Annotated in this window: 16 protein-coding genes and 1 pseudogene; 10 read left to right on the top strand and 7 right to left on the bottom strand. The window is 61.2% G+C overall.

The annotated features are described in order from the left end of the window. Nucleotides 1-1,521 (top strand): Ppx/GppA phosphatase family protein, encoded by a 1,521-nt coding sequence (locus tag ON753_RS12195; protein WP_265962862.1) that lies wholly within the window; start codon nucleotides 1-3, stop codon nucleotides 1,519-1,521. A 46-nt stretch (nucleotides 1,522-1,567) separates the two neighbouring features. On the opposite strand, the gene rnd is transcribed toward ON753_RS12195, so the two are convergent. Beyond that, entirely contained in the window at nucleotides 1,568-2,740 is a 1,173-nt protein-coding gene (gene rnd, locus ON753_RS12190) for a ribonuclease D (protein ID WP_265962861.1), read from the bottom strand. Nucleotides 2,741-3,331: 591 nt separating this feature from the next. On the opposite strand from rnd, the gene aspS reads away from it, so the two are divergent. After that, nucleotides 3,332-5,113, top strand: a complete 1,782-nt coding sequence (aspS, locus tag ON753_RS12185; protein WP_265962859.1) for an aspartate--tRNA ligase — start codon at nucleotides 3,332-3,334, stop codon at nucleotides 5,111-5,113. A gap of 109 nt (nucleotides 5,114-5,222) precedes the next feature. After that, nucleotides 5,223-7,010 carry an ABC transporter ATP-binding protein gene (locus tag ON753_RS12180; RefSeq protein WP_265962857.1) on the top strand — a complete coding sequence of 596 codons (1,788 nt, stop codon included), beginning with the start codon at nucleotides 5,223-5,225 and terminating at the stop codon, nucleotides 7,008-7,010. 237 nt (nucleotides 7,011-7,247) lie between these two features. On the opposite strand, the gene ON753_RS12175 is transcribed toward ON753_RS12180, so the two are convergent. Both ON753_RS12175 and ON753_RS12170 read right to left on the bottom strand, forming a co-directional pair. Further along, complete coding sequence (locus ON753_RS12175; protein ID WP_265962854.1) at nucleotides 7,248-8,420, bottom strand: hypothetical protein; 1,173 nt, start codon at nucleotides 8,418-8,420, stop codon at nucleotides 7,248-7,250. 102 nt (nucleotides 8,421-8,522) lie between these two features. Further along, nucleotides 8,523-9,434: a sugar kinase gene (locus tag ON753_RS12170; protein ID WP_265962852.1), complete on the bottom strand. Its 912-nt coding sequence runs from the start codon at nucleotides 9,432-9,434 to the stop codon at nucleotides 8,523-8,525. Nucleotides 9,435-9,525: 91 nt separating this feature from the next. On the opposite strand from ON753_RS12170, the gene ON753_RS12165 reads away from it, so the two are divergent. The 4 genes and pseudogenes from ON753_RS12165 to ON753_RS12150 all read left to right on the top strand — a co-directional run bounded on the left by ON753_RS12165 (nucleotide 9,526) and on the right by ON753_RS12150 (nucleotide 16,354). Next, complete coding sequence (locus ON753_RS12165) at nucleotides 9,526-11,244, top strand: EAL domain-containing protein (RefSeq protein ID WP_265962850.1); 1,719 nt, start codon at nucleotides 9,526-9,528, stop codon at nucleotides 11,242-11,244. 293 nt (nucleotides 11,245-11,537) lie between these two features. Beyond that, entirely contained in the window at nucleotides 11,538-12,101 is a 564-nt protein-coding gene (locus ON753_RS12160; RefSeq protein ID WP_265962848.1) for a TetR/AcrR family transcriptional regulator, read from the top strand. Between the two features lie 12 nt (nucleotides 12,102-12,113). After that, nucleotides 12,114-13,208, top strand: coding sequence for an efflux RND transporter periplasmic adaptor subunit (locus ON753_RS12155; RefSeq protein ID WP_265962846.1), 1,095 nt, complete (start codon nucleotides 12,114-12,116; stop codon nucleotides 13,206-13,208). 75 nt (nucleotides 13,209-13,283) lie between these two features. Continuing rightward, nucleotides 13,284-16,354: pseudogene (locus ON753_RS12150) on the top strand (efflux RND transporter permease subunit). 283 nt (nucleotides 16,355-16,637) lie between these two features. On the opposite strand, the gene ON753_RS12140 reads toward ON753_RS12150, so the two are convergent. Next, on the bottom strand, nucleotides 16,638-17,465 hold the full coding sequence (locus ON753_RS12140) for a bifunctional allantoicase/(S)-ureidoglycine aminohydrolase (protein WP_265962842.1): 828 nt from the start codon (nucleotides 17,463-17,465) through the stop codon (nucleotides 16,638-16,640). Nucleotides 17,466-17,613: 148 nt separating this feature from the next. Between ON753_RS12140 and ON753_RS12135 the strand changes: the two genes are divergently transcribed. Together ON753_RS12135 and ON753_RS12130 are read left to right on the top strand one after the other, a co-directional pair. Further along, a complete protein-coding gene (locus ON753_RS12135) occupies nucleotides 17,614-17,931 on the top strand; it encodes an antibiotic biosynthesis monooxygenase family protein (protein WP_265962840.1) in 318 nt (105 codons plus the stop codon). A gap of 145 nt (nucleotides 17,932-18,076) precedes the next feature. Beyond that, complete coding sequence (locus ON753_RS12130; RefSeq protein WP_265962838.1) at nucleotides 18,077-18,901, top strand: GNAT family N-acetyltransferase; 825 nt, start codon at nucleotides 18,077-18,079, stop codon at nucleotides 18,899-18,901. Nucleotides 18,902-18,930: 29 nt separating this feature from the next. Here ON753_RS12130 and ON753_RS12125 read toward each other — a convergent pair whose 3' ends face one another. The 3 genes from ON753_RS12125 to ON753_RS12115 all read right to left on the bottom strand — a co-directional run bounded on the left by ON753_RS12125 (nucleotide 18,931) and on the right by ON753_RS12115 (nucleotide 21,634). Continuing rightward, nucleotides 18,931-20,247 carry a GNAT family N-acetyltransferase gene (locus ON753_RS12125; protein WP_265962837.1) on the bottom strand — a complete coding sequence of 439 codons (1,317 nt, stop codon included), beginning with the start codon at nucleotides 20,245-20,247 and terminating at the stop codon, nucleotides 18,931-18,933. Between the two features lie 92 nt (nucleotides 20,248-20,339). Continuing rightward, nucleotides 20,340-21,110 carry a glycerophosphodiester phosphodiesterase family protein gene (locus tag ON753_RS12120; protein WP_265962835.1) on the bottom strand — a complete coding sequence of 257 codons (771 nt, stop codon included), beginning with the start codon at nucleotides 21,108-21,110 and terminating at the stop codon, nucleotides 20,340-20,342. A 59-nt stretch (nucleotides 21,111-21,169) separates the two neighbouring features. Further along, nucleotides 21,170-21,634, bottom strand: a complete 465-nt coding sequence (locus ON753_RS12115; protein WP_265962834.1) for a RidA family protein — start codon at nucleotides 21,632-21,634, stop codon at nucleotides 21,170-21,172. 316 nt (nucleotides 21,635-21,950) lie between these two features. On the opposite strand from ON753_RS12115, the gene ON753_RS12110 reads away from it, so the two are divergent. Next, a complete protein-coding gene (locus ON753_RS12110) occupies nucleotides 21,951-22,769 on the top strand; it encodes a cell envelope integrity EipB family protein (protein ID WP_265962833.1) in 819 nt (272 codons plus the stop codon). The last annotated feature ends 18 nt before the right edge of the window (nucleotides 22,770-22,787 follow it).

The raw sequence follows: 22,787 nt of genomic DNA, 5'->3' as shown, positions 1-22,787 counted from the left end.
ATGACAGGCCAGTTCAAGCCGGCTCGAGGCCGGCTCAACGGGTCCGGACCGATTGCGGTCGTGGACATCGGCTCGAATTCCGTGCGCCTTGTGATCTACGAACGCAAGGCCCGCACGCCGACCATGCTCTTCAACGAGAAGCTGCTTGCAGGGCTCGGCAAGGGGGTGGCGGCCACCGGCCAGATGGCCGAAGAGTCCGTCAGGCTGGCACTGGGCGAACTGGCACGCTTCAGGGCCCTGATCGACCATACAGGCTGCAAGGAAATCCACATCGTTGCAACGGCCGCCGCAAGGGATGCGAAAAACGGCCCCGAATTCGTCCTGCAGGTGGAGAGCTCTCTGAGCGCGCCGGTGCGCATCCTCGACGGCAGCGAAGAAGCCTATTATTCCGCGCTCGGCGTGATTGCCGGCTTCTGGCAGCCGCGTGGCATTGTCGGCGACATGGGCGGCGGCAGTCTCGAACTCGTGGAAATCGATGACAAGAGCGCCGGTCTCGGAGCGACTTTTCCGCTCGGCGGTTTGCGCCTGTCCGAGGAAGCGGAAGGCAAGGTTGCAAGGGCCCGCAAAATTGCCGAAGCGGCGCTGCGAAACTACGAGTGGCCGGACCTGCCGCCCGGGGAGCGCACCTTTTACGCGGTCGGCGGCACCTGGCGCTCACTCGGCCGCCTTCACCTGATGCAGAACAACTATCCCCTGCATGTGATGCACAATTACGAGATCAGCGCGGAAGAAGCGATCGAGTTCTGCCGGAAGATCGCCGTGCCGAATCTGGAAGGCATCGAGAGGTCGGAAGTCGTCTCGAAGCAGCGGCGCCCGCTTGTTCCCTTCGGGGCCGTCGTCATGGAGCAGGTGCTGATGGCGATGAAGGCCGAGCGCCTCGTCTTTTCGGCAACCGGCGTGCGCGAGGGGCTGCTGCACGAAAAGCTGCCGCAGGAAATACAGGACCATGATCCGGTGATAGAGGCTGCCCGGGAATTGTGTACGTTGCGCGCCCGCTCGCCGGAGCATGCCGAAGAACTGATTGCCTGGACAGACAAGCTGTTCAATCTGCTGGCAATCGAGGAAACAGCCAACGAAACCCGCTTGAGGCACGCGGCCTGTCTGCTTTCAGATATCGGCTGGCGGGCACATCCCGACTACCGCGGCGAGCAGAGCCTCAACATCATTTCCAACGCGTCCTTTGTCGGCCTGGATCATGCCAGCCGGGCCTATCTGGCCGCCGCCGTTTTCTACAGGCATCAGGGCCTGCGGGAGGGAGATCTCTCCCCCGTCATCCATCATCTGTTTACCGACCGTCTGCGCATCCGCGCCAAGGTCCTCGGCGCGACGTTGCGCGTCGCCTCGCTGCTCAGCGCTTCGATGGCCGGCCTGCTGCCGAAGGTAGGAATCTCAAGAACGCATACCGGTCTGTCCCTTGACCTGGGCAAGGACCTTGCAAGCCTCGACGGCGAACGACTGCGCAAACGGGCGGGCCAACTCGGCAAGACCATCGACACCGTGATCGAGGTTCAACTGGGGTAGGGCTGGCTGATATGCCGCCATGAGCCCCAAACAGTGGGGCTCTATCCTACTCCGCCGCGTCCCGTTCCTGATGCTGCTCGAGCGCGACGATCTGGCGGTTCTGGAAGGCGAGGGCGACTTCGCCGCGTTTCAGCTTCAACGCGGTCTCGCCGAACAGTTCCCGGCGCCAGCCCTTCAGAGCGGCAACATCGGCATCGTCATCGGCCGCGATCTTTTCAAGATCGTCAACCGTTGCGATCACCTTCGCCGCAACACCGTGTGCCTCGCTGACCAGCTTCAACAGGACTTTCAGGAGATCCACTGCCGCTGCGGACCCGTCTGGTGCCTGACGGCCCTTCGGCAGTCTGGGCAGTTCCTCCTTGGGCAGCCCGACCGCGCGCTTCACGGCCTTCAGGATGTCGTCCGCGGATTTGGAGCGCTCGAAGCCGCGCGGAATCGTCCTCAGCCGTGACAGGGCTTCCTGGTCCAGGGGCTGCTGCGCGGCAAGTTCATAAATCGCATCGTCCTTGATGACACGGCTGCGCGGGACATCGCGGGCCTGCGCCTCCTTCTCCCGCCAGGCGGCGACTTCCATCATGACGGCGAGTTCAACCGGCTTGCGCACCCGCAGCTTCAGCCGCTTCCAGGCCTGCTCGGGGTCCGTTCTGTAGGTGGCGACCGACGTCAGCACTTTCATCTCGTCCTGGACCCAATGGCTGCGGCTTTGCTCCGCGAGATTCGCCTTCAGAAACTGATAGGCTTCGCGCAGGTGGGTGACGTCGGCAAGCGCATAGTCGAGCTGCTTGGCCGTCAGCGGCCGGCGCGCCCAGTCCGTGAAGCGGGACGACTTGTCGATCTGGGCACCGGTGACCTTGTAGATCAACTGGTCATAGGAAATGGAATCGCCGAACCCGCAGACCATGGCGGCAACCTGGGTGTCGAATACCGGTTCGGGAATCAGCTCGCCCAGATGATAGATGATTTCGATATCCTGGCGCGCCGCGTGGAAGACCTTTGTCACACTGTCGTTGCACATCAGGTCGAAAAACGGGGCAAGGTCGAGCCCTTCGGATAGCGCATCGACGATGAACGCCATATCCGGCCCGGCCATCTGAATCACACAGAGTTTGGGCCAGAAGGTGGTCTCACGGAGGAATTCCGTGTCCACTGTGACATAGTCGTTGGCAGCAAGGCGCTGGCAGGCAGCGGCGAGGTCTTTTGTCTTTGTAATCACATGCATGGTGATCGAAAGCTATACCTGAGTTCTGCCGCTTTGTCGCCACGAAATGGTGACGTTCAAGTTCAAAACTCCCACCCAAGCGCAATATGTGCACCTGTGGTGGTGCTCAGTATCAACACAGGCCGAAGTTTGAAAAAGGCATGGAAAAATGCGCACAGGTCTGGCAGCGAATGCCATGGGTGGATGCGGCATGATCGCCGCGAAACTTGCCCTGGCTGCTGTCAGTAAAGCTGCACCGGCAGATGTCGACCGGCAGAAGTCCAGCCCTTCCTGGGGGCAGGTGGCGTCGCTTGACCCCTGCCGGTGCAGAAGGTCTCAAGCGGACCCGGTAAGACGCGATCGGCGAAAGAGGGAAAGCGCGACGCCGTCCGTATTTTCGACTGTTCCGGGGCGCGTTCGCTCCAGATATGCGCCCAATACCAGCCGCTATAGCGAACCGGCAGGGCGGCGGCGGAGACCCGAATTCGGCACGGGGCGCCGCAGCCACTCCCTTGACTTTCGCTCCGCAACATGGCTTGTGCAGCCGGACACGGCCTGCCCTTGGCGGGCCGTAACGATTTTCTATGCCAGAAGAACTGTCGAGGAACGAAAATGCACCCCTACCGTAGTCACACTTGCGGTGACCTCCGTTTGTCCGATGAAGGAGAGACAATCCGTCTTTCCGGCTGGGTCCACCGGGTTCGCGATCATGGCGGGGTGCTGTTCATCGATCTGCGGGACCATTACGGCATAACCCAGTGTGTGGTCGATCCGGATTCGGCGGCATTCGGCCTTGCCGAAACGGTTCGCTCCGAGTGGTGCATCCGCATCGACGGCAATGTCAAGAAGCGGAGCGAGGAAACGATCAACCCGGATCTTCCCACCGGCGCGATCGAGGTGTTCATCCGCGAACTGGAAGTGCTGGGTGCGGCCAAGGAACTGCCTCTGCCCGTCTTCGGGGATCTGGACTATCCGGAAGAGGTCCGGCTGAAATACCGCTTCCTCGACCTGCGCCGTGAAAAGCTGCACAACAACATGATCCTGCGCTCGAACGTCGTGCGGGATCTGCGTGACCGCATGTGGGCAATCGGCTTCAACGAATTCCAGACGCCGATCCTCACAGCGTCCTCGCCGGAAGGCGCGCGGGATTTCCTCGTCCCGTCCCGTCTGCATCCGGGCAAGTTCTACGCATTGCCGCAGGCGCCCCAGCAGTTCAAGCAACTGCTGATGGTCTCCGGCTTCGACAAGTATTTCCAGATCGCGCCGTGTTTCCGCGACGAAGATCCGCGCGCCGACCGGTCGCCGACGGACTTCTACCAGCTCGACGTGGAAATGTCCTTCGTCACCCAGCAGGAAGTGTTCGACACGGTCGAACCCGTGATCGCGGGCTGCTTCGAGCGGTTTGGCCAGGGCCGTCCGGTCAATCGCAACTGGCCGCAGATTTCCTATAAGGATTCTGCACTGTGGTACGGCACCGACAAGCCGGACCTGCGCAACCCGATCAAAATGCAGGTCGTCTCCGAGCATTTTGCCGGCTCCGGATTTGCGATCTTCGCAAACCTGCTGGAGCAGCCAGGCACCGAAATTCGCGCAATTCCGGCGCCGAAGGGCGGCAGCCGCAAGTTCTGCGACCGCATGAACAAGTTCGCCCAGGAACAAGGCCTGCCGGGCATGGGGTATATCTTCTGGCGCGCTGGCGAAGACGGATCCATGGAAGCCGCGGGCCCGCTAGCCAAGAACATCGGCCCGGAGCGCACCGAAGCGATCCGGATCCAGCTTGGCCTGGAAATGGGCGATGCCGCCTTCTTCCTCGGTGGCAAGCCGAAACAGTTCGGGCCGGTTGCGGCCAAGGCACGTGTCATCATCGGCGAAGAACTCGGCCACACTGACAAGGACCGGTTCGAGTTCGCCTGGATCGTCGACTTTCCTATCTATGAACGTGACGAGGAAACCGGCGAGATCGACTTCGAGCACAATCCCTTCTCCATGCCGCAGGGCGGGCTGGAAGCGCTGGAAGGCGACCCGCTGGAGGTCAAGGGTTACCAGTACGATCTGTCCTGCAATGGCCATGAGCTGGTTTCCGGCGCGATCCGGAACCACAAGCCGGAGATCATGTACAAGGCCTTCGAAATCGCTGGCTATTCGGCAGAGGAAGTCAACAACCGCTTTGGCGGCATGGTCAACGCCTTCCAGTACGGAGCTCCTCCGCATGGCGGCTGCGCGGCCGGCATCGACCGTATGGTGATGCTGCTGGCGGACGAGGCCAACATCCGTGAGGTGATGCTGTTCCCGATGAACCAGAAGGCTGAAGACCTGATGATGGGCGCGCCGAGCGAGTCGACGGCGGCACAGCTGCGGGAGCTTCACTTGCGGCTGAACCTGCCGGAAGCCTGAACGGGCCCTGCTTGCGGCAGACCGTTAATATGAGTACCTCTTGTTGTAATGCGGCGTGAGGTCGGCCCCGCCGACCTCGACATGCCGATACGTTTGGAAAGGCGACACTTTGCTCAATCCTGCAAAATGGCAGGTCTGGCAGGATCCGGACGGAACGGTCCAGCTCGTCAAGCGGCTGCTTACGGAAAACATCCGGGCCTACATACCGCGCTATATCCTGGCGTTCATCTTCATGGCGATGGTAGCTGCGACGACGGCCGCAAGCGCCTGGATCATGAAGGACGTCATCAACGAGGTCTTCATTAATCGCGACAAGGCGATGATCTATACTATCGCCGGTGCCGTGCTGGTCATCTTCACCCTGAAAGGGGCGGCGACCTACGGTCAGGCCGTGATTCTTTCCCGCGTCGGCAATTCGATTGTTGCGGACCTCCAGGCCCGCCTGTTCAAGCGCCTCACCGAGCAGGACCAGGCCTATTTCGATCGCATGTCCCTTCCGGAAATCTCGATCCGGGTGGGGACCGGCGCCGGCAGTGCCCGCAACGTGATCGAAATGATCGTGCTGACGCTCGGCCGCGATGTTCTGACGCTGATCGGTCTCGTGGCGGTGATGGTCGTGCAGGACCCTCTCATGAGCCTCCTCGCCTTCGTCATCATGCCTCCGGCAGTCATCGGCGTCAGCTTGCTGATCAGGCGGGTCAAGGTCTATGCCAATAGGCAGGTAGTCTCCAATGCCAAGATCGGCGCCACCATGCAGGAGACCGTTCTCGGCATTCGCGTCGTCAAGGCCTTCGGCATGGAACCTGCCATGCGCGAACGGATGGCCGGCGCTGTCGCTGAAGTGCTGCGTCAGTCGAACAAGATCGCGGCATTGACCGCAAGAACGTCACCGCTGATGGAAACCCTGGGCGGAATTGCCATTGCGCTTGTCATCTTTTACGGCGGATATTCCGTCGTGGAGCTCAATCAGGATCCGGGAGCCTTCTTTGCCTTCATCACCGCCCTGCTCCTCGCTTACGACCCCGCCCGGCGCCTTGCCCGCCTCAACGTCAATCTGAGCAAAGGCGTGGTCGGTGTTCGCCTGATGTACGAGCTGATCGATCAGGAGCCGGATCTGCAACAGGTCGAGAACGCGCCCGATTTGCGGGTTGAAGCCGGCCGGATCGAATTGCGCGACGTTCAGTTCTCCTATGGGGAAGGGGCGGCGCTGAAGGGGCTGTCTCTGGTCGCTGAAGGCGGCAGTACGACTGCGCTCGTCGGGGCCTCTGGCGCCGGCAAGTCTACCCTCTTTGCACTCATCGAGCGCTTCTATGATCCTCAGACCGGGGAAATTATCGTCGACGGGCAGGTGATCAAGGACGTGACGCTGCAGTCCCTGCGGCGGAATATCGCCTACGTCGGTCAGGACTCCTACCTGTTCAACCTGAGCGTCAGGGACAATATCGCCTTCGGCAAGCCGGGTGCCAGTCAGGCCGAAATCGAAGCCGCTGCCCGGGCCGCGAACGCACACGAGTTCATCCTGGAGCTGCCGAACGGCTATGACACACTGGTCGGGGCCGGGGGCGGGCGGCTATCCGGCGGCCAGCGTCAGCGGGTCGCGATTGCACGTGCCATGCTCAGGGACGCTCCGATCCTGCTTCTGGATGAGGCGACGTCCGCGCTTGATGCGGAATCGGAGGCCAAGATCCAGTCAGCTCTCGAAACGCTGATGGCCGACCGTACGACGCTCGTCATTGCTCACCGGCTCAGCACCGTGCGCCATGCCCATCAGATCCATGTTATGGATCAGGGGCGTTTGGTTGAAAGCGGAACCCACGACGAGCTATTCGAACATGACGGCATCTACCGCCGCCTGTGCGAACTTCAGTTCCAGAATCGCATCGAGGCGGCTCAGTAAATACCGGTCGCACGGTTGTCGTACGGCAGTATTTTCGGAAGCGCGGACGCTTCAGTCCGCCGTACCCGGATTTCGCTTAACGGCACAAGCCCGGCCATCGCGGATCCATCGGGGACCGCCACCGGATAACAAAGTAAGCAAGGAAATTACTGAACAAATTCAACGTGACATGCGTTGAGCAGGCGTCCGGGCCCGGACCGCAGTCCGGGCTTCCAAAATGACGCGCTCTGCTTCGGATTACTGGTTGGCGGTGACGCTTACCGACAGGATTTGCGGGATCATCTGCGGTGCCAGCATCGCGGTTCCCATGATTTGAGCCATCGGCACCGGGGCGCCGGGCGCTGCCGTAATCTGGAGCGAACCAGGACTATTCAGGTACTGTGTGACGGCCTCGGCAACCTGAGTTTCCAGGTCCTTGTTCTGCAGCATCGAGAGCATCATCGGCAGGGTGCTGGTCAGCCCGGACACGTAGTCCGACTTCGCGACACCGGCTTTTTCGGCCTCCTGATCGAGGATACGGCCGGTCAGAGAGGCATCGTCCAGCCGGATCTTGGCATTCTCGATGGCCACGTTCTGGAGAAGCGCCATTGCCTCTTCCGGCTCCTCGGGATTGTCGCCGAGCTTGGCGATCACCTCCCGGGTGACGCCGCCAAGCGACAGGGAGAGTGACAGGCTTGCCGCTTCCTGGGCATCAATTTTTAGTTCCGGAATGACCAGCGTTGCGGTTTCCGGGTCCCATTTTCCGGAACCGGTAATATTCATGGACAGGGTCTCGTAGCCGAGGTCGGTCAGCGCCTTGGCTTCCTCGGATTCGATCTGCTTTACGTCGATTTTGGCACCGGAAATCGAAAAGCTGCCGGAGGTCGGCAGATCGCCGTCCATGCTGTCGATCGAAGACATGATCTTGTCGACATCCGCGACCTTTCCGTCTTCATCCCGGATCTGAACGGTGTTGATCTCAAGGGACCTGTAACCCGGTCCGACGGGCGACTTGTTTGCTGCGACTTCTTCGGCCGACGGCAGGAGCAATTCCGTCACCTTCAGATTATTCAGGCTCATGCCGCCGTCGTCGCTGGTCAGTTCCAGGTCCTGAAGCCCCAGGCTGCCGAGCTTGAGGCGGCCGTCGTCAAGGATTTCACCCTCGGTGAGGACGGTGGTGCCGATCGTTGCCTTGGCGTTGTCTTCGTTTTCATTGGTGATGAGCAGGTCCCTGATCGTTACCTCGCCGCCGGATTCCTCCACACCCCCATAGCTCTCGACCGTTCCCTGATCCGAATCAAGAATGGTCAGGAACGCGTCGGCGACATCGTTGCCGCTCGGTTCGAAGGCGAGGGCAGGGCTGAGCTGAAGAGCGAACAGGCTGACGGCTGCCGTCAGGCCCGACGCGAGGCGGGCGCCACGATAAAACATCACAAAAACTCCATCAAAAGAAGGCGAGCACACTCTGCTTTATGTTCGGATGCGAGGCAAGGCGAAAGCCGGTGATGCTCGGAAAACTTCGCCTGCACGAGTTCACGAGATCCGCTCGGCGACGGCTTTTTCCGGAAAGGCCTCGATAGCGCGCTCCACGTCCTGCAGGCTCGGCAGGCTGTCTTCGTTGCCCAGATGCTGAATGGCATGGGCCGATGCTCCGCGCGCGAAGTGGAAATGCTGGTCCCAGCTCCTCTCCGGCCAGTGAAGATAGGAGGCGATATAGGCACCGTGGAATACATCGCCGGCGCCGTTGGAATCCACCACTTTTTCGGGCGGAACGGCAAGGGCGGGCATGACCTTGTCCGGGCCGCCGGATTCGTACCAGACCATGCCCTGTTCGCCGAGGGTCACGGCGCCGACGGGACAGTTCTTCGCGCGCAGGTAGTTCAGCGTTTCCCCCGTGGATTTGCCGAGTTGCTCGCAGAACCGCTCGGAAACGACGGCGATGTCGATCTGATCGAGAAGTTCGTCCGTGTTCTCCCGTACCGCGCCGCCGTCGAGGGAGGTCAGGATGCCGAGATTCCGGCAGGTTGCGGCATAGTGGAGGGCCGCGTCCGGCATGTGTCCGTCAAGGTGAAGCGCCTTCATTCCGCCAATCGTCAGCGGGGGGAAGGGATGCAGGAAGTCGTTGTCCCGGCAGCGCACGATCGCGCGTTTGCCACCCTTGGGCATGATGAAGGACAGGGAGGATTCGCGCACCTTGCGGCCGTGGATGGAAATTCCGTAGGCGGCGGCCATGTCCAGGAACATCCGCGCCAGCCAGTCATCGGCCAGGGAACACAAGAGATCCGGTTTGCCGCCGAGCTTGGCGCAACAGAAGGCCGCGGTCACGGCATTGCCGCCAAAACTGATGGCGTAGTCGTCGGCGATCGTCTTTTCATCGCCCGTCGGCAGGTGGTCGGTGACAAACGTAACGTCGATATAGGCTTGTCCTATAAACAATGCCTCCATGAATGTCTCCCTTCATCCGGTTGTTGAAATGCAGCCTGTGCCCGCTGGCTCAAGCATCGATGACCATGGCGCAAGGCGTCGTGGAACGGCTTTGATCTGGACGAAAAACCTGCCCATTCAGGTCTTGTTTACCCAGATCAAGGATTGTCAGAAAGAGCTTATTCGCAAACAGGCCCTTGTTTTGTCCTTCCGTTACGTTGGTTTCGCTAAGACGGTGCTGATCGCCCTCGTGCTGGCGACCGCTCCGTTATTCGCAATCAATATCATCCTGGACCAGTATGCGGAACGGCGTGCCATCACGGAGATGGAGGCCATGGGCAATGTCTCGATCCGCCGCGCGGAGGAGGCGATCAGCACGACCGTCACTCTCCTGCAGCGGCTCGACCGCGACAATGTGCAGACCTGCAGCGCCGAAGACCGCGTCATTTTTGAAAAGCAGATCGTCGCGCACGGCATGATAGATGCCATCGGTCTGGCGGATGCATCCGGCCAGCGCATGTGCATCATTCCGGACCGTGAACTGGCGGGCCAGGTCATTCTGCCGCAGCTGCGCATGGACGGCCCGCTTGTCGGCATCGGCATGCTTGAGCGCGGTTACCTGGGGGCGCGGGCTGCGGTGATCAGTTGGGACCTGAAGGACCGGACGCGGCTTTTCGCGGAGGTAACGCCGGCCGTCATCGCCATCGATCCGGGACCGGAATATCTGCGCTCCTATCGCAGGGCGGAGCTTCGCCTCGGCGACAATCTGCTCTGGTACAGTGTCGGCGGGTACAACTCCGAGGGATCAGATCCGGAAGAAATGCTGTCCGTGGAGATTGCTTCCCAACTTTACCCGCTCGCTGCGACCGTCACCGCCCCAGTGTCATCCGCCCGGCAACTCGTGAACGACCTGAAAGTCGTCGCGGTCGCCGCCTGTGGCGGCATTGCTGTCCTGCTTGTCGCCGTCGGCGTCTGGCTGTCCTGGCGGCCGGAGAGTGAGGCGAATGACGAGTTCGTGGCTGCGATCCGCAACGGTGAATTCATCCCTTATTACCAGCCCGTCATGGACATCGAGACCAATCGTCTGCGCGGCTGCGAGGTTCTGATGCGCTGGCGGCGTCCGAACGGCATGATCGTCTCGCCAGGACAATTCATGGCTTACGCGGAAAACAATGGCCATATCTTCGATATGACCCGGCACATGATGCGGGTGTCGGTCGACGAAGTCGGTGAACTCTACGGTGAAAATCCGGATCTGAAGCTGTCGATAAATCTCTTTGCCGGTCACTTCCTGGATCGCGAAATCGTTGCCGACATCAAGTCTATCTTTGGCAAATCCGCCATCTCGTTCCAGCAGATCGTCGTTGAAGTAACCGAACGCCATCCGCTGGAGGATATGGACCTTGCCCGCAAGATCATTGCTGAGCTTCAGGCGCTTGGCGTGCGGGTCGCACTGGACGATGTGGGAACCGGCCATGGCGGCATGGCCTACCTGCAGAAACTCGGTGTCGACATCATCAAGATCGACAAGATGTTCATCGACACGATCGGCTCGGACGACAACTCCACCACGATTGTCGATTCCATGGTCGAACTGGCCGACAACCTGGGCATGGGCATCATTGCCGAAGGGGTCGAATTGGAAGAACAGATCGAGCGCCTTCTGGAGCTCGGCGTTACCGCCGCGCAGGGCTATCACTTTGCGCAGCCGATGCCGGCCGAAGACTTTATTGCCTTCGCCGAGCGCACGGAAAAGGAGGCGGACGAGCGCGACCGCCTGGCTGCAGAAGCAGCTGCCGCGGAGCGGGCTGCCTCCAAAGCCGTGGCCTGACCCGGAAGATCCCTCTCCCCAAGATGAAGCAGGCGCCCTCCGCCCCGATGGATGCGGCAGGGCTGAGATGTGAAGCCAATTCGCGGGTCGGCTTGCCGTCTCGCGTGTCGAGCCTGCCGGCATGATCTCCAACCTCTCTGGAATTCGATAGGTCTCTCTAAAGGCCGGGCGTTGCTGATACCGGACCCAAAGCGGCGGCTTTCGGATTCTTTGCTGCCATGCACCATCACCCCCCTTGTCTGTACCGGCCGGTCGGTATATATCCAACTGTACTGACTGGACGGTATAGACTCATGACAGCACGCATAACCCGAAATTCCCAGGACTCGAAGTCGGACATTCTCCGAGCGGCGCTCGAGGTTGTCAGGCGCTCGGGTGCGCAGGGCCTCACCATCGACGCGGTGGCGGAGGAAAGCGGCTTTTCCAAAGGCGGCGTTCTGTACAATTTTCCGAGCAAGGACGCCCTTATCATGGGCATGGTCCAGTTTCTCGCCGGGCAGTTCGAGGCCGAAGTCGGCGCTGCGCGCGCCCGGCGTCTGGGGTTGGAGTGCCCGACCCTGCAAGCGATGATTGACGTAACGGAAGGCTGGTTGCACGAGCAGCGCGACTTGGCCCAGGCCATTCTTGCGACCAAGGCGACCCAGCCGGATCTCAGTGAGCCCTTTGTCGAAGTCAAGGCCCGGCTGAAAGCGGCAATTGAGGCGGAAACCGCCGATCTCGGCCGGGCATGGGCCATCTGGGCCAGCCTCGAGGGACTGCATTTTTCCGGGGCCCACTGCGTCTCGGTGTTTTCCGAAGACGAACGTGCGGCGATCTTCAAGGACCTGCGCGAGCGCCTGAACAAAAATCAGACTTAGGATTGTTAGCAGATGTTTGCACCCCGCATTGCCTCCATCGGCCGCCTGGCCGGTTTTCTGGTCGCGGCCGGATTGCTGGCCGCCTGTCAGGACAACGCCGTCGATCCGGTCGCGCGAGCCGAAGCCGAGCTGCATGCCGCGCCCAAGCCGGCCAAGATCTATACCGTCTCCGACCAGGTCGGCTCGCTGGAACGGCGCTTTGCAGGCCGCGTCGCCGCGGTCCAGACCGTGGATCTGTCTTTCCAGGTAGCGGGCAAGCTGGTGGCTGTGCCGGTTCTGGAGAGCCAGCAGGTCAAGAAGGGCGATCTCATCGCCAAGCTCGATACGACCGATTACGACCGCGCGGTGCGCGAGGCGACGTATCGGCTGGACCAGGCGAAGCGCGATCTTGACCGCCTGGAAACCCTGCGCGACCGGTCCGTCGTCTCCCAGTCCGCTTACGATGAGCAGAAGAACATTCATGATCTCGCCGTCGAAGCGCTGACGGAAGCAAAGCAGAATCTTGTGTACACCGAGCTTCGCGCCCCGTTCGACGGGATCGTCTCGTCGCGGCTGGTCGACAATTTCACCACGGTCGGTGTCGGCACCCCGGTGGTCCGCATGCACGACCTTTCCGAAGTGCAGGTCGACATCAACGTCGCCGAAGCTCTGTTCGCACGGGTGACCGAGTCCGAGGTCGTTTCCATCCAAGCAAAGTTCCCGGCCTATGGCGAGAAACTGTTTCCGCTGGAGTACCGAGAGCACGCCAGCCAGGTGGATGACGTTGCGCAGACCTACCGTGTGACGCTGGCCATGCCGAGGGAAGGTGCTGAACAGCTCTATCCCGGCATGACGGCCTCGGTGTTCGTCAAGGTGGTTCCGGAGGGGCTTGAACTTGGCGAACAACTCCTCATTCCATCCAGCTCGGTTGCGGTCGATAGCGATGGGAAGGCCTTTGTCTGGAAATTCGCCGAGGCGACAAGCGCTGTCTCCAAGCAGCCGATCGAGATCGGCACGGTGATGGGGGATTACATACCGGTGAGCTCCGGCCTGGAACCGGGAGATGAAATCGTATCGGCCGGTGTCGCTTATCTGAGCGATGACCAGGTCGTACGTCGCCTGAACTGATCCCAAACGGCAATACAAGGCTCGGACCCCGTGGATATCGCGCGCTATTCCATACAGAAACCCGTCAACACCTGGATGATTGTCCTGATCGCTCTTCTGGGCGGTCTGTGGGGCCTGTCGTCGGTCGGCCGCTTGGAAGACCCGGCGTTCACCATCAAACAGGCACAGGTGATCACAAGCTATCAGGGAGCCACGGCGGCCGAAGTTGAAAACGAGGTCACCGAGCGCCTCGAAGCGGCAATCCAGCAGATGCCGCAGTTGGATCTGATCACGTCTGTTTCCGAACCCGGTCTGTCGCGCATCAGCGTGGAAATCAAACCGACCTATGACGGTTCCGAGCTTCCTCAGGTCTGGGACGAGCTGCGCCGCAAGGTCAATGACGAGGCGCGCAACCTGCCGTCCGGCGCTGGAACGCCGCTCGTCTACGACGACTTCGGCGACGTCTACGGTCTGTTCTATGCCTTCACCGCCGATGGCTACACCAACCGGGACCTCCGGGAAACGGTGAAGCGCATCCGGCGCGAGCTCCTGACGGTCACCGGTGTGGGCAAGGTCGAGGTTGCGGGCGAGCCCGAAGACGTCATTTATCTGAACGTCGACCATGACAAGATGGCCGGTCTCGGTATTTCCATGTCCGATATCGTCGGTGTTCTGGATGCTGAAAACCGCATTCAAACGAACGGATCCGGCGTTTCGGGCGACAAGCGCATCCGTCTGATGACGGCTTCTGCGTTCGATGATTTCCGTGGCATTCAGGATCTGGTCATCGGCCGACCTGGCTCGACCGCGATGATCCGCCTGTCCGATGTGGCGACGCTGGAACTGGGAGAACCTGAACGTCCGGACCGCCTCGTCCGCCACAATGGCCACGAGGCGGTGACCATCGGCGTCTCACAGGTGGACGGCACCAATATTGTCGACGTCGGTGCGCGCGTGGTCGACAAGCTCGCCGAAATCGAAGGGCAACTGCCGGTGGGCATGCAGATCCACCCGATCTACGAGCAGAACGTCGTTGTCGATGAAGCCGTCAACGGCTTCATCCTGAACCTGGCCGCCTCCGTGGTCATTGTGATCGGCGTTCTGGCCTTGTTCATGGGCTGGCGGGCCTCGGTCGTTGTCGGCACCGTGCTTCTTCTCACGGTAATGGCGACCGTTCTGTTCATGCGCATCTTCACCATCGAGATGGAGCGGATTTCCCTCGGTGCCCTGATCATCGCCATGGGCATGCTGGTGGACAATGCCATCGTCGTCGCCGAAGGCATGATGATCAACATGCAGCGCGGCCAGAAGGCCATCGATGCGGCAAGCAATGTGGTCAGGCAGACCATGTGGCCTCTGCTCGGCGCGACGGTCATCGGTATCATGGCGTTTTCCGGCATTGGTCTGTCACCGGATGCGACCGGTGAATTCCTATTCTCCCTCTTTGCCGTGATTGGCATCTCGCTTCTCCTCTCCTGGGTTTTTGCGATCACCGTCACGCCGCTGTTCGGCAAGTATTTCTTCCGCACGGCCACGGGCGATGTCGAGAACCACGACCCGTACAAGGGCATCCTCTACACGGTCTATCGCCGCTTTCTGATCGGAACCCTGCATGCCCGGCTGCTGACGATCGCCGTGCTGATCGGCATAACGGTTGCCTGCGTCGTGGCATTCGGCAACGTGAAGCAGGCTTTCTTCCCGGACAGCAACACGCCGATTTTCTATATCCATTACTGGGCGCCGCAGGGCACGGATATCCGCGCCACCGAGGCGGACCTGAAGGAGATGGAAAAGACCGTTCTGAGCGATAATCGGGTCGAAGCCGTTACCACGTTCGCCGGCGGCGGCGCGACGCGGTTCATGCTGACCTACGCTCCGGAAGACGCCAATCCTGCTTATGGTCATATGCTCATCCGGACAGGCAGCCGGGACGACATCGACATGCTGGCGCTGGACTTGCGCGAGCAGTTCGCCGAGCGCTTCCCGTCAGCCCAGGTCATTACGAAGCGGCTGGTATTCGGGCCGGGCGGCGGGGCGAAGATCGAGGCGCGTTTCTCCGGTCCGGATGCAGACGTGCTCAAGCGCCTCGGCAACGAAGCCGAAGCGATCTTTGCGCTGCCTGAGAACAAGCTGGCCGATGTGAATACCAACTGGCGCCAGCGAGAACTGGTCGTGCGCCCGATCTTCGATGAAGACCGCGCCCGCATTTCAGGCGTGACACGGGAGGAACTCTCGGTGGCCCTTCAGTTTGCCACGGAGGGCGTGCGGGTCGGTTCCTATCGGGACGTGGACGAAAGCATTCCGATCGTCGCGCGCAAGGCAGGACAGGACGGCATCTCCGTCAACGAGAGCGTGTCGGACGCGCTTGTCTGGAGCAGCAGTCAGCGCCGTTATGTTCCTGTCGACCAGGTTGTCCGCGAGTTCATCATGGAGCCGCAGGATACGCTGATCCATCGGCGGGACCGGGTGCGCACGCTGACCGTCAAAGCTGAAACGACGGCGGGGAAACCGCATCCGCGGCTCTTGCCAGGGTCCGGCCCCGGATCGAGGCCATCGAACTGCCCGCGGGCTACGCTCTGGAATGGGGCGGGGAATATGAAAGCACCAACGATGCCCAGGCGTCGCTCGGTGCGCAGTTGCCCCTCGGCTTCCTGGTGATGCTGATCATCTCGATCCTGCTGTTCGGTTCGGTCCGCCAGCCCCTGATCATCTGGCTGATGGTACCGATGTCGATCAACGGCGTGGCGATCGCCCTGCTGGGAACGGACACGCCCTTCGGCTTCATGTCCCTGCTAGGTTTCCTGTCCCTGTCCGGCATGCTGATCAAGAACGCCATCGTGCTTCTGGAAGAGATAGATCTTCTCATCCGCGAGGGCAGGGAGAAGTACGACGCGATTGTCGAGGCATGCGTCTCGCGTATGCGGCCCGTGATGCTGGCTGCAATCACCACCATCCTCGGCATGGCGCCGCTTCTGCCGGATGCATTTTTCCGGGGCATGGCGGTTACGATCATGGGAGGGCTGGCATTCGCCACCGTCCTGACCCTGATCGCCGCACCGGTCCTTTACGCCCTGTTCTTCCGGGTCCGCCCGCCGAGGAAGAGCAAGGCAACGGTGGAATTGCCGGCCGACCTGCCGGCAGGCGCCTCGCCCGCGCCGGCTGAATGAGCCGGTTCTGATCTGAAGAGGAGAGGTGGCCCCGGGCCGCCTTCTCCGGTTATCGGCAATGCCCATGCTCTTCTAGCTTTATCCCGGCCAAGCGTAGCGCGAGCCGGGATAGGAGAGCCACGTGCCTTTTCCTTCCACCCGATAGGCTTCGGCTCACCGGTCCCGGATCTCCGCTTTGCTGCGTCCGGGAGGACGATCGGACGGTTGACCGAGCCTTCTCCGTCTTTAATCCCAATGAGATAGCGATGATGCCGGACTCAATTTCTGAAGTCGTGGGGAGGCGTCAGACCTGGCCCAGTTTCATATGACGGTTGACGTCCTTGTACAGCAGATAGCGGAATCTTCCCGGTCCGCCGGCGTAGCAGGCCTGCGGACAAAAGGCGCGCAGCCACATGTAGTCTCCGGCTTCCACCTCCACCCAGTCCTGGTTGAGCCTGTAGACGGCCTTGCCCTCCAGCACATAGAGCCCGTGCTCCATCACATGTGTTTCGGCGAAGGGAATGACGGCACCGGGTTCGAACGTGACGATGGTCACGTGCATGTCGTGACGCAGGTCGTCAGGATCCACGAAGCGCGTGGTGGCCCATTTGCCGTCCGTGCCCGGCATGGCGACCGGGGTAATCTCGTTTTCGTTGGTTACGAAAGCCGGTGGCCTGGAAAGGCCCTCCACGGCTTCATAGGCTTTGCGGATCCAGTGAAACCGCACAGGCCCGCTGCTTTCGTTCTTCAAGGTCCAGCGGCAGCCGGCGGGCAGGTAGGCATATCCGCCTTCCTCCAACAGATGAAGATCGCCTTCGATCACCAGGGTCAGGCTGCCATCAACCACGAACAGGACCCCCTCGGCCTGAACGTCGGTCTCCGGCTTCTGACTGCCGCCGCCCGGCTGCACTTCCATGATGTATTGGGAGAAGGTTTCCGCAAATCCGGAGAGGGGCCGCGATAGGACCCAGAGCCGGGTTCTCTCCCAGAACGGCAGATAGCTGGTGACGATGTCGCGCATCGATCCTTTCGGGATCACCGCATAGGCCTCGGTGAAGACCGCGCGGTCCGTCAGCAGCTGTGTTTGCGGCGGGTGCCCGCCCTGGGGGAAGTAGTAGGAAGACGACGTCATGGAACGTTCCCGAGCCTGGATCTGTCTGCAAGTTTAAGGACGGCGCGTGGGCCGGCGCAATGCAATTCAATCCGGACAGGTTCCGTGCCATGTTGCCGGAGCCGAAAAAACGTGCCAGCCTCCCGGCATGCGGCAGAGGAGGAGAGCCATGCCCGAAATTTCCAGTGACGCCGATTGTCAGACAGTCATCACCACCTTCGAAATGACACCGGGAACATGTTTCGACCTGCTGGAAGAACTCAAGGACGCCTACGAGAATTTCATTCAGCACCAGCCGGGCTTCATCGGAGCCGGTCTCCACGTGAATGACGCGCAGACCCGCATCGCCAACTACTCGCAATGGCGCAAGCGCGAGGATTTCCTGGCGATGTTGCGTTCAGCAGAGATGCGCGAGCGCAACCGGCGCATCAGCGCGCTGTGCAAGAGCTTCGAACCGGTCATGTACGACGTGGCCGACACCTACTGACAGGCGCCGCATTGCGATCTGGCCTGCGCAGACTCCCAGACCGGGCGCCGCTTGCCGCGCCCGGCTCCTGCCCTGAAATCGGGTCCGGCAAGGATCCCCAACACCACTGCTGATTATGAGCTATCGGATCACGGATTGCCGGGGCGTGAGCCCGCAGGACTTGTGCGCGGCCATGAACACCGCGTTCTCCGACTATCTCGTTCCCATGCACATGAGCGAAAGCCGGTTTTCGCAGTTTCAGCGTCAGCGCGGGTTTTCGGCGCGGCACTCCTTTGTGGCTCTGAAGGACGGACGTGTGGCTGCGTTCTGGTTTTCAAGTCCACCGGACCGGCGGTATGGCAGCAGGGCTTACACCCTGTCGGTCGGCACAGATCCGGCGCACCGCCGGAAAGGTTTGTCGCGCGGGCTCCTGGAAGCGGTTCTGGATGTCCAGCGTGCGGAGGCGGCGAGCGGGCTGCAATTGGAAGTGATCACGACCAATGCCAAGGCCGTCAGCGCTTATGAGAAGTTGGAATTTCAGCGCCATCGCACTTTGCGCGTCTACAAATTGCAGAAGGCCGCCCTGCAGGAGGCGAATTCAGGTCGATGGTCGATCGGAATGCTGGAAATAGACGAGCTTCCCGCAGACGAAGGCGCCTATTTCGATACCGAACCCACTCCGCAAAACAGCCGCTCTGCAATGATCGCCTTGAGCCCTGACGTGCATCTGGTCGGCGCGCGGCACAATGGCCGGCTTCTGGGCTGGGCGGCGGCTTTCGAGGATGGCGCGGTTGCCCAGCTTGCGGTGCACCGCGACCATCGCCGGCGCGGCCTCGGAAAAGCCCTGCTGAGCGAGCTCGCCACACGAACGCGAGGGGAGCAACTGAACTTTGTGAATGTCGATGAGGCGGCGGAAGGTCTCAACGCCTTTCTGGGCGGGGCAGGGGCGGAAGAGCTTCTCAAGCAATTCGAGATGCGCCTGGTCCTATAGCGGGCCGTAGCCTGGATTAGCTCGACGAGTTAGCCGCCCTTCTTGAAAGGGGCGTGTTCGGCAAGGGCCTCGTTCTCGCGCTCGACGGCAATACGCTCGTGTTCGAGAAAATCCGCCACGGCATCGTGCAGGCCTTCATGGGCGATCCAGTGGGCGGAATAGGTGGTCGTGGGCAAATATCCCCGGGCAAGCTTGTGAGCGCCCTGGGCCCCGGCCTCCACGCGCTTCAAGCCCCTTGCAATGGCGAAGTCGATGGCCTGGTAGTAGCACAGCTCGAAATGCAGAAACGGATGATGCTCGGTGCAGCCCCAGTGACGGCCGAAAAGCGTCTCCGAACCGATGAAGTTGAGCGCACCGGCGATGTAGCGTCCGTTGCGCTTGGCCAGCACCAGAAGCGTGCGGTCTGCCAGTCGCTCGTTGATCAGCGAGAAGAACTTGCGGTTCAGATAGGGCCGGCCCCATTTGCGGCTGCCGGTGTCCATGTAGAACGTGAAGAACGTGTCCCAATGGGCTTCCGTCAGATCGGAGCCGGTCACCCATTCCACCTCGATCCCCTCTGCGCTCAACGCCTCGCGCCGCTCCTTCTTGATGGCCTTGCGCTTGCGTGAGGCAAGGTTCGCCAGGAACCCGTCAAAGCTGTCATAGCCGCTGTTTTCCCAGTGGAATTGCTGGTCCGTGCGCCGCAAATAGCCGAGTTCTCCCAGCGTGTCCCATTCGGCTTTGGTCAGAAACGTCGCATGGACGGAGGAGGCGCCGGTGCGCTGGCAGACCTGAACCAGCCCGGCGGCAAGCGCCTGCAGGCCAGCTTCCCGGTTGACCCCCGGTCCGGTCAGGAACCGGCGGCCGGTTGCGGGGGTGAACGGGACCGAAATCTGAAGCTTGGGATAATACTCGCCGCCGGCCCGGTAGAACGCGTCGGCCCAGCCGTGGTCGAACACATATTCGCCCTGGGAGTGGCTTTTCAGATAAGCCGGCACTGCGCCCAGAACCGTGCCCGCCCTGTCTTCCAGAAGCATATGCCGTGGCAACCAGCCCGTAGAGCTTGTGGCGCAGCCCGCTCGCTCCAGCGCCTCAAGAAAAGCGTGGGAGAGGAAAGGGTTGAACGGCGTTTCTTCCGGGGCCGGACCGGCATCGCCGCCAAGAGCGAGGGTGAGGTCGCTCAGGCCCGCGGAGCATTCGTCCCGTTGCAGGAGACCGCGTCCGGACAGGCGCCAACCCGGATTGGCCACCTGGTCCCATGCGTCTGCCTGCACGTCCTTCAGCGAGGACAATAAACGCAAGGACACGGTGTCCCCGTCGCCGGGCATTGCCGGGTTGTGACTGTCCTTGGTGGGGGGTGAGGTCATGCGTCAGAGATAACCATAGTTCGAAACCACGATCAAAATGTAGCGCTGCTGTTTTGCAGCGCAAGAGGCGCTGACCTCGCCGGGGCCGTATCCTAGGCCGGCCCTTTGTCCGGGTCGAAGCCCTCGAATACGATCTGGTCCGCATAGCGGGCCGCCTTTTCGCGCTGTTCCCGCGTCCGGACCGTCCAGCACATCAACGGAAGCTTGAAAAGGGAGCGCATCAGGATCGGCCCGGCCATCGGCAGGTCCTTGATGCTGTAGGAAATGAAATGCGGCCGGGTGCGCGGCGCATGCAGGATGTGGCGCAGGATGAACCGGTCCATGCGGCCGTGCAGCCCGTAGTCCGGCCCGGGGGCAGCAGCATCGGCAACGATGCCGCGCAAGACCGAGCTGTTGTGGGCCCTGGCAATGGACAGCATGTCCGGATCGAAGGTCTTGATGCAGGCCGGTCCGCGATAGGCGGTGACCTGGTCGGTGACATGGCGGACGAAGTCGGCTTGCGCATCCCGGCGCAGGTGCGACTTGATCTCGATGACGAGCGGCACCTTGCCGTCCACCAGATCGAACAGATCCTGCAGCAGCCACAATTTGTCCGTGCCGGTTTTCATGTGGACCTGAACGAGGTCCGCGGAGGATTGCCCGATAACGTTCCCCGCGCCTTCCGCCAACCGGTCGAGCGTATAGTCGTGAAAGACGAGTGCTTCGCCATCGGCCGTTTCCTGGACATCGACCTCTATGGCAAAGTTCTTCTCGATCGCTCTGCGGATGGCCGTCGGGGTGTTCTCGATGATGCCGTTGTCGGCGTCGTGGTAGCCGCGATGGGCAATCGGGCGGGCGAAGATGGCATCAAGCTCGGGTGTCATGGAAAAGGTCTTGCTGAAGAGAGGCGGCACCGGCCGATCCGGTGCCGCGACGGGAAGAGTTAGTCTTCGATTTCAAAAATGGCTTCGATCTCTACAGCGGCCCCAAAGGGCAGGGACGCGGCGCTGACGGCGGAGCGGGCGTGACGGCCCTTGTCGCCCATCGCTTCCACGAGGAAGTCCGATGCGCCGTTGATCACCTGCGGCTGATCGCCAAAATCGGCGGTGGAATTCACGAACCCGACGATCTTGACGAGCCGGACCACCTTCTCCAGGTCGCCTGTTGCGGCTTTGGCCTGGGCCAGGAGATTGATGGCGCACAGTTTTGCCGCGGCCTTGCCGTCCTCCACGCCGAGATCACCTCCGAGTTTCCCGCTGACCCTGATCTTGCCGCCTTCCATCGGCAGCTGACCTGAAACGAACAGCTGGTTGCCGGTCTTCACGAAGGGGACATAGTTGGCTGCGGGAGCTGCCGCATCCGGCAGTGTGATACCGAGGTCGGACAAACGGGATTGAATGGTGCTCATTTGGCGTCTCCAGCTGAAAGTCTTCCCGGTGTCTTGGCGCAATTCCCAATAGCTGACAAGGCCAAAATCGACGGCGGCCGGGAAACGAAACTGTGGAAGAGAAGGCACTGTTTTGCTGTGAAATCAATCTTCCGGCGGATTTGTATGAAATAAAGCGGGAACTTGAAAGTTGAGCCGTGAGGCATTTATTCGCTATATCGAAACACTCGGTTTGCCGCATAATGCCAGCCGCTTGGACGAAAACGAGGTTTGACTGATGCAGCGCGTTCCTAAGTCCGTGTCCCTGGCCGTCTGCGGGGTGCTACTGGCGTGTGTCATGAGCACCGGACCGTGGGGCGGGGCACAGGCCGCGTCCGTCGGCGCGACAGCCGGCCATCGACTGGTGCCGCACCGGGCCGTCTACGACATGCAACTCGGCGAACTGGAGGAGCAGTCGGGCATTGCCGGCCTGAACGGGCGCATGGTCTACGATTTCACCGGGAACGCCTGCGAAGGCTACAGCGTCAATTTCCGCTTCGTAACGCAATTCCAGGACACCAGCGGCGGTTCCCAGATCACCGATCTGCAGACAACGTCCTTCGAAGAGCCGAGGGCGGAAAGCTATCAGTTTCTCTCAAAGACGTTCGTGGATCAGAAACTGGTTGAGGAGACGAGGGGAACCGCGCACGCGGCGGCCGGCGCCAAGACCGTCAAGCTGAAGGAGCCTTCCGAGAAGTCCCTCAAGATCGGCAGGGAAGTGCTCTTTCCGACCGAACACCTTATCGCCATTCTGGAATCCGCCGACAAAGGCGTGCACTTCCTGGCCGCCGATATCTATGACGGCGCGGAAACCGGCGAAAAGGTCTATGCGACGACCACGGTCATCGGTGATCGGGCGATGAGCCCCGTCAAGCCCGGATCCGACGGCCCCGAAGCACCGCTCGCAGGGCTCAGCTACTGGCCGGTGACGGTTGCCTATTTCGATCCGACTGCGGAAGACGCCAGCGGAGAACAGGTGCCGGTTTACCAGCTCTCCTTCTGGCTGTACGAGAATGGGATCAGCGGTCAGTTGAAGCTCGACTATGGTGACTTCACCATCAAGGGCAAGATGGCCGCGCTCGAGCTCTACGACAGGGGCGACTGCCCGCAGCGCTAGGGTACGGACCCATATCGA

This window comes from Roseibium salinum, from assembly GCF_026240905.1.
In the GTDB taxonomy this organism is placed as follows: Bacteria; Pseudomonadota; Alphaproteobacteria; order Rhizobiales; family Stappiaceae; genus Roseibium; species Roseibium salinum.
The sequence above is the reverse complement of the archived record's forward strand: the minus strand, read 5'-3'. Positions and strand labels throughout refer to the sequence as shown.

Excerpts from the sequence above, each read along its gene's own strand:
- ON753_RS12195 (WP_265962862.1), top strand. The coding sequence starts at position 1 with ATGACAGGCCAGTTCAAGCCGGCTCGAGGCCGGCTCAACGGGTCCGGA.
- rnd (WP_265962861.1), bottom strand. The coding sequence starts at position 2,740 with ATGCATGTGATTACAAAGACAAAAGACCTCGCCGCTGCCTGCCAGCGC.
- aspS (WP_265962859.1), top strand. The coding sequence starts at position 3,332 with ATGCACCCCTACCGTAGTCACACTTGCGGTGACCTCCGTTTGTCCGAT.
- ON753_RS12175 (WP_265962854.1), bottom strand. The coding sequence starts at position 8,420 with ATGTTTTATCGTGGCGCCCGCCTCGCGTCGGGCCTGACGGCAGCCGTC.
- ON753_RS12170 (WP_265962852.1), bottom strand. The coding sequence starts at position 9,434 with ATGGAGGCATTGTTTATAGGACAAGCCTATATCGACGTTACGTTTGTC.
- ON753_RS12160 (WP_265962848.1), top strand. The coding sequence starts at position 11,538 with ATGACAGCACGCATAACCCGAAATTCCCAGGACTCGAAGTCGGACATT.
- ON753_RS12155 (WP_265962846.1), top strand. The coding sequence starts at position 12,114 with ATGTTTGCACCCCGCATTGCCTCCATCGGCCGCCTGGCCGGTTTTCTG.
- ON753_RS12140 (WP_265962842.1), bottom strand. The coding sequence starts at position 17,465 with ATGACGTCGTCTTCCTACTACTTCCCCCAGGGCGGGCACCCGCCGCAA.
- ON753_RS12135 (WP_265962840.1), top strand. The coding sequence starts at position 17,614 with ATGCCCGAAATTTCCAGTGACGCCGATTGTCAGACAGTCATCACCACC.
- ON753_RS12125 (WP_265962837.1), bottom strand. The coding sequence starts at position 20,247 with ATGACCTCACCCCCCACCAAGGACAGTCACAACCCGGCAATGCCCGGC.
- ON753_RS12120 (WP_265962835.1), bottom strand. The coding sequence starts at position 21,110 with ATGACACCCGAGCTTGATGCCATCTTCGCCCGCCCGATTGCCCATCGC.
- ON753_RS12115 (WP_265962834.1), bottom strand. The coding sequence starts at position 21,634 with ATGAGCACCATTCAATCCCGTTTGTCCGACCTCGGTATCACACTGCCG.
- ON753_RS12110 (WP_265962833.1), top strand. The coding sequence starts at position 21,951 with ATGAGCACCGGACCGTGGGGCGGGGCACAGGCCGCGTCCGTCGGCGCG.